The following is a 12,718-nucleotide window of genomic DNA, read 5'->3' on the forward strand; positions in this document are numbered from 1 at the left end:
TGTCAGCACGACATGGGGGGTATGACCTCCTTCACGACCGACGACATTCCCGACCTCACCGGCCGCCGCGCCATCGTCACCGGCGCCAACAGCGGTACCGGCTTCGAGACAGCGAAAGCACTCGCCTCCAAGGGTGCCGACGTCATTGTCGCGGCCCGCAGTCACGACCGGGCCATCGCGGCCATTGCGCAAATCCCCGCTGAACACCCGAAGGCCTGCCTACGGTTCGAGGAATTGGATCTGTCGCGGCAGGCCTCGGTCACGGCCTTTGCCGAGCGCCTGCTGGCCGAGGGGCGGCCCATCGACATTCTGGTCAACAATGCCGGCGTCATGGCCCTGCCCGCTCGCCGGGAGACCGAGGACGGCTTCGAGATGCAGCTGGCCACCAACTACCTCGGCCATTTCGCCCTGACCGGGCGGCTGCTGCCCCTGCTGCAGGCCGGAACCGCCCGCGTGGTGCAGGTGTCCAGCATCGCCCACCGGCAGGGCCGGATCCGCCTCGACGACCTCAACTACACTCAGGGGTACGACGCCTGGCCCGTCTATGCCCAGTCCAAGCTGGCCATGTTGATGTTCGGGCTGGAACTGGATCGCCGCAGCCAGGCGAACGACTGGGGCCTGACCAGTGTCGTGGCCCACCCCGGCGTCGCCCGCACAGGGCTGATCGCTAATGGTCCGCTGGTCGGCTCGCGGATCGGGCGGTCGCTGCACCGGTGGGTCGTCAGGCCCCTGATCGAGCCCCTGGCCACCCACAGCCAGGCCGCCGGGGCCCTGCCGATCCTGATGGCGGCCACGGCGCCCTACATTGCCCCGGGCGCCTATCTCGGGCCAACGAAGATGCGCGAGATCAAGGGACCACCGGGGCCCGCTGTGCCCGCAGAACAGGCTCTCAACGCCGACATGGCGGCCCAACTGTGGTCAACATCCGAAGCCTTGACGGGCCTCCGCTGGGGCCCTCGCTGACCCTGCGCACGGGATTGTGAACACAACCTCCCCTGATGAGCGTATGATGACCCTGCGTAATCAGAACCCAAAACAAGCGTTGGGAGGCGCATTGGTCATGATGTCACGCGTTTACAAAGGTATGATCGCCGGCTTTGTGGCGGCACTTGCTGTTGCAGCACTTGAAGCCGCACAGTTGTGGGCCGGTCCCTGGGTCGCAGGGTTTCCCCGTCTTGTTACGGTGATGCTCGGAACGGACTCGATTCCATGGGTCGGCTGGGTCGGACACTTCCTGGTTGGTACCCTGATCCTTGGGCCCCTGTTCGGCATTCTGTGTCCGCGGATGCCCACTGAAATGCCGGAAACAAAAGGCGTGGTCTTTGCCGTCGGTGCCTTCATCGTGATGGGCCTGACGATCGCGCCGCTGACCGGCATCGGCATGTTCGGCATGCGCGCCGGCTTCTTCACCGTCGCCTGGCTGGTGCTCACCCACGTCGTGTTTGGTGCGGTGATGGGCAATGTCTATGCCCGTATGGTCGGCAAGGCCTGGCGGCAGGAACGGGTCCGCGACCACGTACATCTGGCGCACTAGCCCGGAATGCGAAACGGCCCCGGAGGATCACTCCGGGGCCGATGTCGTTGGGCAGTTTCTAGAGGCGCCGCCTAGTTCAGGCGAGTCCCCATTTGGGCGATAGCCTCATCGACCAGCGGATCGCGCGTCTGCGAGGCCAGACGAGCCGCCAGAATGTCTTCAGCGGCCTTGATGGCCAGCTCCGCAGCAGCAGCCTTGACCTCGGCGGTGGCCTGGGCCTCGGCCTGAGCAATGCGACGTTCGGCCAGCGTCTGGCGACGGGCGAGCGCTTCCTCCAGCTTGACCTTGGCGTCCTCTTCCAGACGACGCGCATCAGCCTCGGCGGCTTTCAGCATGTCGGCCGCCTGGGCCTCGGCCTCGGCCTTCTCAAGCTTGATCTGTGCCAACAGGGCCTCGGCTTCGGCGCGAAGACGTGCGGCCTCGTCCAGCTCGGACTGGATTTTGGTAGCGGCTCCGTCCAGCTGGGCAGCGATCATGCCCGGCACCTTGACCAGTACCAGGATGCCGAAAAACACGACCAGGCCAACGCCAACCCAGAACTCGGCATTGCCAAGGTCCCAGAAATATCCGGTGAGAAAAGCGGGCATCAGGCGGCTCCCTTGACGGCGGCGTCGGTTTCGGCAGCCGTCGCGGCCTTGCCGGTCAGCTTCTCGACGATGGCGCGGGTCGTGTCCGAGGCAATCGACGAGACATTCGTCATGGCCGCGTCACGGGTCTTGCCGATCGCGGCTTCGGCCTCTGCGATACGGGCGTTGACAACGGCCTCTTCCTCAGCCGCGCGGGCGTTGGCGGTATCAGTGACGCGAGCCTTGGCCGCAGCAGCAGTCGCGCGGGAGGTGGCGCGGGCCTGCTCGACCTCGGCCTTGGCGACCTCAGCCTGGCCAGCGGCTTCAGCCTGCACCTGGCGGGCGGCTTCGATGGCGGTCGCAATCGTCCCGGCGCGTTCATCCTTCACGCGGCGCAGGCGTGGCAGGAAGACCTTGGAGAGCAGGACGTAGAGGACGGCGAAAATGATCAGCAGCCAGAAGATCTGGCCGGCCCACCACTGGAACTCGAACTGGGGCAGACCTCCGCCCGAAGCATGTTCGGCTTCCGTGCCGGCAGCATAGGCGTCGCCATGCTCGCCTGTCGGCGCAGCAGCGGAGACGTCATGGGTCGGGGGGGCGTCGCTGGATTGCACAGCCATGTTCAGTCCGGTTCAGAAAGAGCGACGGGCGGCGGCGATCCGAAGGGACCGGCCACCGCCCGATTGGATCGTCAGGTTTAGCTGAAGAGGATCAGCAGGCCGAGCACGAAGGCCAGAATGCCCAGCGCTTCGGTCAGGGCGAAGCCCAGAACCAGGTTGGTGAACTGGCCGCTGGCGGCCGAAGGGTTACGCAGGGCGCCCTGCAGGAAACCCGAGAAGATCGTTCCCACGCCGATACCGGCGCCGATCATGCCGAGGGTGGCCAGGCCAGCACCGATGTATTTTGCGGCTTCAGCTTCCATGATGTTTGTCCTTTGAATGAAGCGATTGAAGGTTGGTGGATGGATCAGTGGTCCCCGGCGTGAACGGCGTCGTTGAGATAGACGCAGGTCAGGACCGCGAACACAAAGGCTTGGAGGAAGGCGACCAGAAACTCCAGCGCCGTCAGGGCCAGAACGCCACCGAAGGCCAGGATGGCGGCGACATAGGCCAGGTAGGCGACGCCTCCGGCCGAAGCGACCGCGCCCAGCGAGACGATGAAGCCGGCGAACACCTTCATGGCGACGTGGCCGCCCAGCATGTTGCCGAACAGACGAAGCGAGAGGGTGACGGGACGCAGGAAGAAGGAGATCACCTCGATCGGCACCACGAACAGCAGCATGTACCAGGGCACGCCGGACGGGGCGAACAGCTTGAGGAAGCCGAGGCCGTGCATGGCGAAGCCGACCACGATGACCAGCAGGAAGGTCATCAGGGCAAATGTCAGCGCGACGGCCAGCTGGGCGGTGGCCGTGAAGACCGTGAACATGCCGAGCATGTTCATCGCCAGGATGAAGATGAAGAGCGTGAAGACGAACGGGAAGAAGGCGCGGCCCTGCGAGCCGATGATGCCGGTCGCCAGGTCGTCGATGAAGCTGAACATGCCCTCGCCAACGACTTGCAGGCGGCCGGGAACGACCTTTGGCGAGGCCGTGACGATGGCAAAGAAGAGGACGACAATCGTCGCCGCCACAAACATGGCGACGGTGGAGTTGGTGATCGAAAGGTCAACCAGCCCGAGGCCAGGCACATTCACCGGGGCGATCTCCACCACCGGCTTAACCTCGAACTGTTCCATCGGATCGGCCATGCCGCCGTGTCTCCCAAGTCAAAACTCCGAATCGCCGTGAGGCGGCCCGGTCAGCGGTCGTTGTCGTCGGCGTCCGCGTCATCCGGAAGGTCCCGGGGGGGACCGAATTCCTTCAGCGCGCGGGCGCTGAGTTTTTTGGCGGAATGCACCGCCAGCCAGATGGAGACCGCGAAACCCGAAAGGGTCCCCACGATCATCCCCCACGGCGCGGTCCCGACAAACAGGTCGAAACCCCAGCCGATCCCCAAGCCTACCAGCACACCACCGATCATCTCGGCCATGATGCGATAGCCGTATCCCACTGCCGCTCCGCCGTATTCGGGCGGTTCGGGTGTGGCCCGCGCCTTTAGCGAGTCGGCCTGGGCGTTGAGACGTCTGATTGTCTCTTCGCGGGTTTCCTCGGTCGGGGACATCGGCCTGCTCAGCGCCCGATGCTGGCGCCGGAAGGCGGGCGTCGGAGGGGGTCTGAATTCGGCGCGGAACCTATAGGCGGTCGGGCGTCAGGTCAAGGCACCCCGGCCCCGGGCTCAACCCCCGAAAATACAGGGAAAATTCGCACCCCACGCCCCCTGTGGCGATGCGTCACCTGTCGGGGTGCTCGATCAGCGCGCGAGCTGCAGCCCGGGCCTCATCCGTGACCACCGCGCCCGACAGCATGCGGGCGATCTCCTCGTCGCGCTGGGCAGCGTCGAGAACCTCGACGGTCGTAATCGTGGCGCCGTCGCGGTCGCCCTTGCGCACCTTCCAGTGGGTGTGACCCCGGGCCGCGACCTGGGGGCTGTGGGTGACAACCAGCACCTGACCGCCGCTCGCCAGCCGCTGCAGCCGGCGTCCGACCGCCTCGGCCACGGCGCCGCCGACGCCCTGATCCACCTCGTCGAAGATCATGACGGGCTGCGCCTGCTCGGGGCGGGCCGCCAGCGCGGCCTTCATCGCCAAGGCAAAGCGCGCCAGCTCGCCCCCGGAGGCCACCGTGTCCAGCGGGCCAAACGGCTGGCCCGGATTGGTCGAGATTTCGAACCGCACCGTTTCCGCCCCCCGCGCGCCCCGCCGGTCCTCGGGCAGGGGCTCCAGTGCCACGCGAAAGCGGGCCCGGTCCAGTTTCAGCGGCCCCAGTTCCCCGGCTACAGCTTGGGCCAGACGGTCGCCCGCCTCGGCCCGGCGGGACGACAGGGTGGCGGCCGCCACGTCATAGGCCGCGCCCGCGGCGGTCAGCGTCCGCTCGGCCGCGGTCAGCGCCTCGGCCCCGTCCTCGATCAACCGCAGCTGTTCACGCATGCGGACGCGCAGGCGCGGCAGATCCTCGACCGTGCAGTTCAGCTTGCGAGCCGCAGCGCGCAGGGCGAACAGCCGTTCCTCGGCCTTGTCCAGACGACCCGGCTCGACATCCAGCGCATCTGCGGCCTGATCCAACTGGGCCACCGCCTCCATAGCCTCGACGAGGGTGCGGTCAATCGCCTCGGCAGCGGCGGCGAGCCGCAAAACGACAGGGTGATCGTGCCCGGATACCTCTGAGGCAGTGCCTGCATTCTCGGCTTCCAGTCGCACGGCCTGCAGGGCTCGGCCCCGGGCATGCTCCACGGCCCTCAGGGCCGCCGACAACCGTTGCGACAGCTTGTCCCCGCCCAGCGAGTCCCGCGCTTCCGACAGATCGGCCAACGCCTTTTCCGCCGCGCCCAGCAGGGCCCGTTCGCCGGCCAGCTCGGCCTCTTCGCCCGCCCGGGGGTCGAGGGCGTCCAGCTCCTCGAGCGCGAGCGTCAGCTCCTCGGCCCGGGCGGCAGCGCTGCTGGCTTCCGCCCGCAAGGTGTCCAGCCGCTGCTGGGCTTCGCGCCGGGCGTCATGCGCCCGCGCCACGGCCGCGACGTCCTCGTGCAGGCCACCATAGCCGTCCAGGGCACCGGGATGGGTCCGGGCATCCAGCAGACCAACCGTCTCATGCTGGCCATGGACCTCGACCAGTGCCTGCGCCAGCGACCTCAGCGCATTCACCCCGACGGCCTGGTCGTTGATGAAGGCGCGGCTGCGGCCATCGGCCCCCAGAACCCGACGCAGGATCAGTTCTTCGCCCGGCTCAATCTCCAGCCCCTTCTCCCGCGCTTCGGCCAGCCAGTCGAGATCTGTAGGCGTGTCAAAGGTGGCGGTGGCCACGGCCTGGGCCGCGCCTGCGCGCACCAGCCCCGCGTCGGAGCGGGCGCCCAGCGCCAGACCGAGAGCATCGAGGATGATCGACTTGCCGGCGCCGGTCTCGCCGGTCAGCACGGTCAGGCCTGAGCCGACCTCAAGGTCCAGGCGGTCGACCAGCACGATGTCTCGAATCGACAGGGCGGTCAGCATGGAAGGCGGCCTGTCTGGCGGTCGGAATGATTCGACATAAGGCCGATCATAGCGCCGGGCTGCGTCCTGACGATGCGCTGTTCCGTGTTTGGTCCCGAATTCAGCCCCGACCTCAGCCCGGGATGATCCGGCTGAGCCAGCCTTCGCGACGCGCTTCGGGCTCTACGTCCGGCCGCTCGCCCTGATCGGTCAGCAGGGCATGGGCTTCGCTGTACCAGGGGCTGCCGGGGAAGTTGTGGCCCAGAACCGCGCCGTTGCGGATTGCCTCGTCCTTCAGGCCCAGCACCAGGCTGACTTCGACCAGACGGTACAGGGCCTCCGGCGCATGCGAGGTGCGCTGGAACTCTTCGTTCTCGACGACGGTGCGATAGCGGTTCATCGCGGCCAGCGGCTGGTTGGCGCGCTGATAGTAGCGGCCGATTTCCATTTCCTTGCCGGCCAGCTGGTCGTTGACCATGTCGATCTTGACGAGGGCATCAGAGGCATAGGCCGTGTCGGGATAGCGACGCGCGACCTCGCGCAGCGCCGCCAAGGCATTCTCGGAATAGCCCTGGTCACGGCCCACGTCGGTGATCTGCTCAAAGAAGCAGATCGCCTTCATGTAATAGGCATAGGCGGCCGACGGATTGCCGGGGAAAAGCTGGATGAACCGGTCCGAGGCGGCGATAGCCTCAGCATAGCTATTGTTCTGATAATAGGCGTAGATCTGCATCAGGATCGAATGCCGCGCCCACTCTGAATAGGGGTGCTGACGTTCCACTTCCTGGAAATAATCGATCGCGTCGCGCCAGCGCTTGCGCTCCAGCCGCTCATAGCCGGTGTTGTACAGCAGCTCGACCGGACGTTCTTCATAGGCCAGCTTCGGCCGCTCCCGGCCGTTGTTGCAGGCTGCTACGGTCAGCGAAAAGACAGCAACCGCTGACAGGATCAGACCGGAACGGATTTTGGAAACAGGCACTGATTGCGACCCCATGATTACCGGCCGGAAGGCGCGCCGCAGCGGACCATCCGGAAGACGAAGCGATCTCTACACCAGCGAAACCCAAGCGCCAATCACATGCGGACCGATGTCGGATTTGGTCCGGAATGCGCGTGAAGCGGCTTGATGCCTGACGCCCCGCTGTTAAGAAGCGCCCACACCCCGGACGCCTCCTCTCCCTATTGGCGGTCCGATGAGGGCGAAAGGATGACGGGCCATGAAGCTGCTCTCCGGCAATGCCAACCGAACCCTGGCCCGGGCCATAGCCGATCACCTCGACATGCCGCTGACCCGGGCGGAGGTAAAGCGCTTTGCAGACAATGAGGTGTTTGCCGTCATTGAGGAAAATGTGCGGGGCGAGGATGTCTTTGTCATCCAGTCGACCAGTTATCCGGCCAATGACAATCTGATGGAGCTGCTGATCATGACTGATGCCCTGATCCGGGCGTCGGCCAAACGGATCACGGCCGTCATGCCCTATTTCGGCTATGCCCGTCAGGATCGGAAGACCGGCGGTCGCACGCCGATTTCCGCCAAGCTGGTGGCCAATATGATCACCCGGGCCGGGGCCCACAGGGTGCTGACCATGGATCTGCACGCCGGGCAAATTCAGGGCTTCTTCGACATTCCGACCGATAATCTGGTCGCCACGCCCGTGCTGGCGCAGGACATTCGCGAAAACTATCCGCGCGGCGATGATCTGATGATCGTCTCGCCCGATGTGGGCGGCGTGGTGCGCGCCCGGTCACTGGCCAGCCGCCTGAACGCCGACCTGGCCATCGTCGACAAGCGGCGCCCCAAGGCCGGGGAGAGCGAGGTCATGAACATCATCGGTGACGTCGAGGGACGCCGCTGCATCCTGTTCGACGACATCGTCGACTCGGGCGGCACATTGGTGAACGCGGCCAAGGCCCTGATCGACCAGGGTGCGACCGAGGTGTCGGCCTATATCAGCCACGGCGTCCTGTCCGGCCCTGCCGTCAGCCGAGTCAACGACGGCCCGCTGAAGGAACTGGTGATCACCGATTCGATCGAACAGCCGCATGAGGTGGCGACTTGCAAGAAGATCCGCACGGTCTCGGTGGCTCCCCTGATAGGCGAGGCGATCCGCCGAATCGCCAACGAGGAGTCCGTCTCCAAGCTGTTCGATTAACGGTCGGAAAACGCTTCATCCCGCGTTATAAGAGACCGGATCGCGACGCGTTCGTCCGCGTCGCCTGAGTATTCAGTGGGGAAGCCCTGTCGATGACCCGAGTTCTTCGGTCCACCACCGCCCTGTCGCTCGGCCTTAAGGGCGGCACCCTCGCCGCTCTGGCCATGATCGCCGCCTGTGCCGCGACCGAGCCGGAACCGCCGCCCCCGCCACCGCCTCCTCCCCCGCCGCCGCCGGCCTTGGCCCTTAATCAGGGTGTGTCCGAGGCCGCTTCCATCTACGTGGCCTTCATCCGCGAGGTCGGCACGATTGAAGCCGGCTTCCCCGATGCCGAGTCCATCCAGAACGCCATCCGCACCGGCTCGGCCTATGAGCCGGCCCAGCTGTCGCGCGGCATGATTGCCTATGGCGCCGTCCTGGCGCTGCAATCGCCCGAGTTCGTCGCCGGGGTACGCCAGTATGCCGCCGACCCTGTGCAGCGCGAGGAAATCATCAACCGGATCATCCAGGAACCGGCCTATGCCGCAACCCTGCCCGGGGCTGACGCTGCGGCCGGCCTGATCGTCAGCACCCTTGGCGAAGATATCGCCGCCCTGTCGACGATCGCCGAAGCCATCAAGGAGGACGCCTATACGATCCAGGGCCGCGCAGACCCCCGACGCCGCTGGGCGACGCGCCCGATGGACGACCGCCAGGGCCGCCTTGACGCCGCAAAGGCCAACTCGGTGGTTGTCATGCTGCCGTCCGCAGAGGACGCCAGCCTGCTGTTTACGGCAGCCCACGCGGGTTCCGGGCTTGAGCTGGCGCCGATCAAGCTTCAGCCGCCCTATACCCAGCCGGTGATCAATTCGCTGGCCATCGCGGCGCTGGCTGCACTGGGCGCCGGGGGCGATGATTTCCGGACCTATACCGAGGCGCTGGTCGTCGAGACCAACAACGAATTCTGCCTCAACATGTCCAAGCTGAACCTGTTCCAGTGCCTGGCCGCCTCGCGACCGCACTATGAGGACATCTTCTGCATCGGGCAGCATATCGTCAGCGATCTGGCGACCTGCGCCGCACAGAGCATGGGGCCGATGCCGGTCATGATCCCGACCACGGCCTTCGCACTGGACGAAGGCACCCTGACGGGTGCCCCGGCTGCGACCGCAGCCGCTGCTGCCGACTCGGCCCAGTCCCAAGCACCTTCACCCGGTCGCCCCTGAGGCACCCATGCGGGTTGCTGTATTGGATGCAAAGCCGGTTGCACGCCGGGTCGCATCCGTGTAATAGCCCGCGCTCTTGAATTCGAGGGATGCAATCCCCGCTGCGCGCTGTCTTTGGAAGCGCGGCGTGCGTTATTGAGGCGAGCCCGATGGCCGAGATCATTCTGAACGTTGACGTCCGTGACGGCGTCGGTACCGGCAGCGCCCGCGCTGCCCGTCGCGCGGGTGCCGTGCCCGGCGTGCTGTACGGTGGCGACAAGGCCCCGGTGGCCATCTCGGTCAACGAGAAGGACTTCCGCAAGAACCTGTACACCGGCAAGCTGCTGGGTCACCTGGTGACCCTGAAGTACGGCAAGGAAACGCAGCCGGTCATCGCCAAGGACGTGCAGTTCGACCCCGTGTCGGACCGTCCCATGCACTTCGACCTGATGCGCGTCGATGAGAAGCAGGTGATCAAGATCGAAGTGCCCGTGCACTTCATCAACCAGGATGAATGCGAGGCCTTCCGTCAGGGCGGTTCGCTGGAAATCGTGCGTCACACGGTCGAGATTTCGGTCCGCGCCGACCACATCCCCGAGGAACTGATCGTCGATCTGGCCGGTCACAAGATGGGCGACACCATCCGCATCTCGGACATCAAGCTGCCCAAGGGCGTAGAGCCCGCCATCGGCGACCGCGACTTCATGGTCGCCTCGATCAAGATTTCGTCCGCTGCCAAGGCTGATGCCGCCGACGAAGCTGCGGATGAAGCCGCCGCTGAGGCCGAGGCTGAAGAAGTCGCTGCCGACGAAGTGCCCGCCACCGCCCAGAGCGACGAGGGCGACGCCGAAGAGACCCCCGAGGGCTGATCCTCCGGGTTTTCGCTTCACGGCTCAATTGACCCCGCGGCCCATTCCCTTCAGGGAGTGGGCCGCGACCGTTTTGGACCCTGCCCATGATCATCCTGGCGGGCCTGGGCAATCCCGGGCCGAAGTATCAGAACAACCGGCACAACATCGGCTTCATGGCGGCCGACGTGATCGCGGACCGCTGGCGCTTTGGCCCCGAGCGGGCCAAATTCCAGTCCATCGTGCGTGACGGCGAGGTCGAGGGCCACAAGGTCATGCTGATGAAGCCCCAGACCTATATGAACGAGAGCGGCCGTGCGGTCGGCGAGGCCGCGCGCTTCTTCAAGCTCGCGCCTGCGGACATTGTGATCTTCCACGACGAGATCGATCTGGCACCGGGTCGTTTCCGCATGAAGACCGGCGGCGGGGCGGCGGGCCAGAACGGCATCCGCTCGCTGATCGCCCATCTGGGGGCCGACTTCCGCAGGGCGCGCCTGGGCATCGGCCATCCGGGCGAGCCGCAACTGGTCATGCCCCATGTGCTGGGGGACTTTCATAAGGCCGAATATCCGTGGCGAGATGCCCTGCTGAACGCCTGCGCCGACGTCCTGCCCTTCCTGCTGAGCGGTCAGGACGAGCGCTATCAGGGCGAGGTGTTGCGCCTCGCCCCCGCGCCGAAATTCAGCCCGCGTCAGGCCGCGCAGAACGGCGAATAGCGCTCAATATTCGACACGATAGCTGAAGCTCAGCCGCTCGACACTGCCCGCCGGAACCGCAAAGCTCCACGCCGGATAGCCCCCCTCGGTAATACCGCTCTCACGGCTCTCGCGGGTGATGGTGAAGCCCGGCTGGAAATAGGCCCACGGAATGACCTCGAGGCTGGCCGCCTCGGCCCCCGTATTCATCACCTCGACCTGGACCGTATAGACGGTGGTCGTCACCCCGCCTGTCTGACTGGAGCTGTACTCGGTCGTGCGGTAACGGACCCGCACATTGGGGGACTGGCCGATCGACAGCTCGACCGGCAAGCCGACCGGGCGATCGGTGCTGCGGGCCTCTCCGGTAAAGAAAGCCGGGCCATCCGTGCGCTGCTGCCGCAGACTCCAGGTCCCACCCGGCAGGGCCAGCCCCAGGGCCGAGTCCGCATCATTGTCGAGCTTCAGCACGATGTCGGTCCGGAACGGGCCGGTGACACCGCCGAGGTCCGACGATCCGCTAATCCGCGCGCGATAGATCCTCTCGACCGGCACATCGCGCCGCTCCAGGAACCGCACCTGTTTGGTCTGGCGGGCTGCGACCGTGGTCCGTTCCGGCAGGGTGTAGATCTTGTAGTCTCCCAGTTCGCCTTGCTCGGCGATGCGGGAGCCTGTGACAACCACTTCGTCTCTCATCTGCAAGCGCGGAGGTGGCGGCGGAGCGGGAGGTGATGGCGGGGGCATGGGCTCGGTCATCCCAGAATACGCCGGACTCTTGCCCTCGGTCGTCGTATCCTGAGGCCAGCAGCCGGCGCGGCGTGGCAGACGCACCGCATCGACCGGCACTGTGCCATATTCCGTCCGCAGATTGCCGGCCACAGCCTGGACCGGAGCATCGACAAAGCCGGTGCTGCCGAAATTGGCCAGGGTCAGCCAGCCGGTCAGGGTCATGGAGCGCCCGTCCGGCGCCAGCTCGGCCACATAGTCGCTCGACCACTGCAGCCCGGTCGCCAGGTAGGCCAGGGTCACCGTATAGCGCCCGGCCTCGCCCGCACGCGTCCGCACCGACAGGCTGGGCTGGTCGCTCAGCCCCTCGGGCACGCGGTCGAACACCACACGTTGGGTCAGGCCCGAGCAGCTGAGGGCCTCAAAGCCACCGTCGACCTCCAGCACCGGGCCGTTGGCCCCGGCGCGGATCAAGGCCACATGCTCCTCGGCACCGCCGGTCACCGGATTGATGCGCACCACCCGCACCGTCTCGCCGATCGACCGCTCGAACAGTGATCCGGGCGTCAGCAGGTCAAAGTCGGTATTCCGCTCGATCACCCCGGCGGGCAGGCCCTCCAGCACCGCACTCTGGCCTACGATGCCGCCGGCCACGCCCTCGAAGCGGATCACGGCCTCGCCTGCGGGCAGGTCAACCGTGCGCGTCTCGACGATCAGGGCCAGACCTTCGCGGTCCAGTCGGCTCCAGCTCTGCTGCGACCGGCGCATCAGTTCGACCGTATTCACCGGCCGGTCGCGGTAGATGACCACCGACACGGCCTCTGGGCCAGAAGAGACCGCTACCGCGGGCTCCGCCACGGCAACGGGTGCCACAGCCTGGGCAAGGGCCATCGGTGCCGCCAGCCCTGACAGGGCCAGTATTGCGATCAGACTGACGCCCGTGCGCATCG

At 66.2% G+C, this 12,718-nt stretch carries 13 protein-coding genes and 1 pseudogene; 6 read left to right on the top strand and 8 right to left on the bottom strand.

The genetic code is table 11. The features are described 5' to 3' along the window. Nucleotides 1–21: 21 nt before the first annotated feature. Both EG854_RS06660 and EG854_RS06665 read left to right on the top strand, forming a co-directional pair. On the top strand, nt 22–963 hold the full coding sequence (locus EG854_RS06660; protein WP_123287109.1) for an SDR family oxidoreductase: 942 nt from the start codon (nt 22–24) through the stop codon (nt 961–963). Between the two features lie 43 nt (nt 964–1,006). Then, complete coding sequence (locus EG854_RS06665; RefSeq protein ID WP_164461908.1) at nt 1,007–1,534, top strand: DUF6789 family protein; 528 nt, start codon at nt 1,007–1,009, stop codon at nt 1,532–1,534. Between the two features lie 71 nt (nt 1,535–1,605). Here EG854_RS06665 and EG854_RS06670 read toward each other — a convergent pair whose 3' ends face one another. The 7 genes from EG854_RS06670 to EG854_RS06700 form a co-directional block, all read right to left on the bottom strand. Next, the gene (locus EG854_RS06670; RefSeq protein ID WP_123287113.1) at nt 1,606–2,121 is read right to left on the bottom strand and encodes a F0F1 ATP synthase subunit B; all 516 of its coding nucleotides are present in this window, start codon (nt 2,119–2,121) and stop codon (nt 1,606–1,608) included. Beyond that, complete coding sequence (locus EG854_RS06675; RefSeq protein WP_123287115.1) at nt 2,121–2,720, bottom strand: F0F1 ATP synthase subunit B family protein; 600 nt, start codon at nt 2,718–2,720, stop codon at nt 2,121–2,123. Before EG854_RS06675 ends, EG854_RS06670 begins: the two co-directional genes overlap by 1 nt. A 77-nt stretch (nt 2,721–2,797) precedes the next feature. Further along, entirely contained in the window at nt 2,798–3,022 is a 225-nt protein-coding gene (locus EG854_RS06680; RefSeq protein WP_123287116.1) for a F0F1 ATP synthase subunit C, read from the bottom strand. A gap of 44 nt (nt 3,023–3,066) precedes the next feature. Further along, nucleotides 3,067–3,849: a F0F1 ATP synthase subunit A gene (locus tag EG854_RS06685; protein ID WP_123287117.1), complete on the bottom strand. Its 783-nt coding sequence runs from the start codon at nt 3,847–3,849 to the stop codon at nt 3,067–3,069. Between the two features lie 50 nt (nt 3,850–3,899). Beyond that, on the bottom strand, nt 3,900–4,130 hold the full coding sequence (locus EG854_RS13120) for an AtpZ/AtpI family protein (RefSeq protein WP_164461910.1): 231 nt from the start codon (nt 4,128–4,130) through the stop codon (nt 3,900–3,902). 301 nt (nt 4,131–4,431) lie between these two features. Continuing rightward, nucleotides 4,432–6,183, bottom strand: a complete 1,752-nt coding sequence (gene recN, locus EG854_RS06695) for a DNA repair protein RecN (RefSeq protein WP_123287119.1) — start codon at nt 6,181–6,183, stop codon at nt 4,432–4,434. Between the two features lie 112 nt (nt 6,184–6,295). Beyond that, nucleotides 6,296–7,156 carry an outer membrane protein assembly factor BamD gene (locus EG854_RS06700; RefSeq protein ID WP_123287121.1) on the bottom strand — a complete coding sequence of 287 codons (861 nt, stop codon included), beginning with the start codon at nt 7,154–7,156 and terminating at the stop codon, nt 6,296–6,298. Between the two features lie 223 nt (nt 7,157–7,379). Between EG854_RS06700 and EG854_RS06705 the strand changes: the two genes are divergently transcribed. The 4 genes and pseudogenes from EG854_RS06705 (at nt 7,380) to pth (ending at nt 11,063) form a co-directional block, all read left to right on the top strand. After that, on the top strand, nt 7,380–8,315 hold the full coding sequence (locus EG854_RS06705) for a ribose-phosphate pyrophosphokinase (RefSeq protein ID WP_123287123.1): 936 nt from the start codon (nt 7,380–7,382) through the stop codon (nt 8,313–8,315). Between the two features lie 92 nt (nt 8,316–8,407). Next, the gene (locus EG854_RS06710) at nt 8,408–9,520 is read left to right on the top strand and encodes a hypothetical protein (RefSeq protein WP_123287125.1); all 1,113 of its coding nucleotides are present in this window, start codon (nt 8,408–8,410) and stop codon (nt 9,518–9,520) included. A 149-nt stretch (nt 9,521–9,669) separates the two neighbouring features. Continuing rightward, nucleotides 9,670–10,284: pseudogene (locus EG854_RS06715) on the top strand (50S ribosomal protein L25/general stress protein Ctc); the annotation flags it as partial. Nucleotides 10,285–10,454: 170 nt separating this feature from the next. Continuing rightward, a complete protein-coding gene (gene pth / locus EG854_RS06720; protein ID WP_123287129.1) occupies nt 10,455–11,063 on the top strand; it encodes an aminoacyl-tRNA hydrolase in 609 nt (202 codons plus the stop codon). A gap of 3 nt (nt 11,064–11,066) precedes the next feature. On the opposite strand, the gene EG854_RS06725 is transcribed toward pth, so the two are convergent. Beyond that, nucleotides 11,067–12,716 carry a DUF4139 domain-containing protein gene (locus EG854_RS06725; RefSeq protein WP_123287131.1) on the bottom strand — a complete coding sequence of 550 codons (1,650 nt, stop codon included), beginning with the start codon at nt 12,714–12,716 and terminating at the stop codon, nt 11,067–11,069. Between the last annotated feature and the right edge of the window lie 2 nt (nt 12,717–12,718).

The organism is Brevundimonas halotolerans (assembly GCF_003730275.1).
Taxonomy (GTDB): domain Bacteria; phylum Pseudomonadota; class Alphaproteobacteria; order Caulobacterales; family Caulobacteraceae; genus Brevundimonas; species Brevundimonas halotolerans.

Excerpts from the sequence above, each read along its gene's own strand:
- EG854_RS06660 (WP_123287109.1), top strand. The coding sequence starts at position 22 with ATGACCTCCTTCACGACCGACGACATTCCCGACCTCACCGGCCGCCGC.
- EG854_RS06665 (WP_164461908.1), top strand. The coding sequence starts at position 1,007 with ATGATGACCCTGCGTAATCAGAACCCAAAACAAGCGTTGGGAGGCGCA.
- EG854_RS06670 (WP_123287113.1), bottom strand. The coding sequence starts at position 2,121 with ATGCCCGCTTTTCTCACCGGATATTTCTGGGACCTTGGCAATGCCGAG.
- EG854_RS06675 (WP_123287115.1), bottom strand. The coding sequence starts at position 2,720 with ATGGCTGTGCAATCCAGCGACGCCCCCCCGACCCATGACGTCTCCGCT.
- EG854_RS06680 (WP_123287116.1), bottom strand. The coding sequence starts at position 3,022 with ATGGAAGCTGAAGCCGCAAAATACATCGGTGCTGGCCTGGCCACCCTC.
- EG854_RS06685 (WP_123287117.1), bottom strand. The coding sequence starts at position 3,849 with ATGGCCGATCCGATGGAACAGTTCGAGGTTAAGCCGGTGGTGGAGATC.
- EG854_RS13120 (WP_164461910.1), bottom strand. The coding sequence starts at position 4,130 with ATGGCCGAGATGATCGGTGGTGTGCTGGTAGGCTTGGGGATCGGCTGG.
- recN (WP_123287119.1), bottom strand. The coding sequence starts at position 6,183 with ATGCTGACCGCCCTGTCGATTCGAGACATCGTGCTGGTCGACCGCCTG.
- EG854_RS06700 (WP_123287121.1), bottom strand. The coding sequence starts at position 7,156 with ATGGGGTCGCAATCAGTGCCTGTTTCCAAAATCCGTTCCGGTCTGATC.
- EG854_RS06705 (WP_123287123.1), top strand. The coding sequence starts at position 7,380 with ATGAAGCTGCTCTCCGGCAATGCCAACCGAACCCTGGCCCGGGCCATA.
- EG854_RS06710 (WP_123287125.1), top strand. The coding sequence starts at position 8,408 with ATGACCCGAGTTCTTCGGTCCACCACCGCCCTGTCGCTCGGCCTTAAG.
- pth (WP_123287129.1), top strand. The coding sequence starts at position 10,455 with ATGATCATCCTGGCGGGCCTGGGCAATCCCGGGCCGAAGTATCAGAAC.
- EG854_RS06725 (WP_123287131.1), bottom strand. The coding sequence starts at position 12,716 with ATGCGCACGGGCGTCAGTCTGATCGCAATACTGGCCCTGTCAGGGCTG.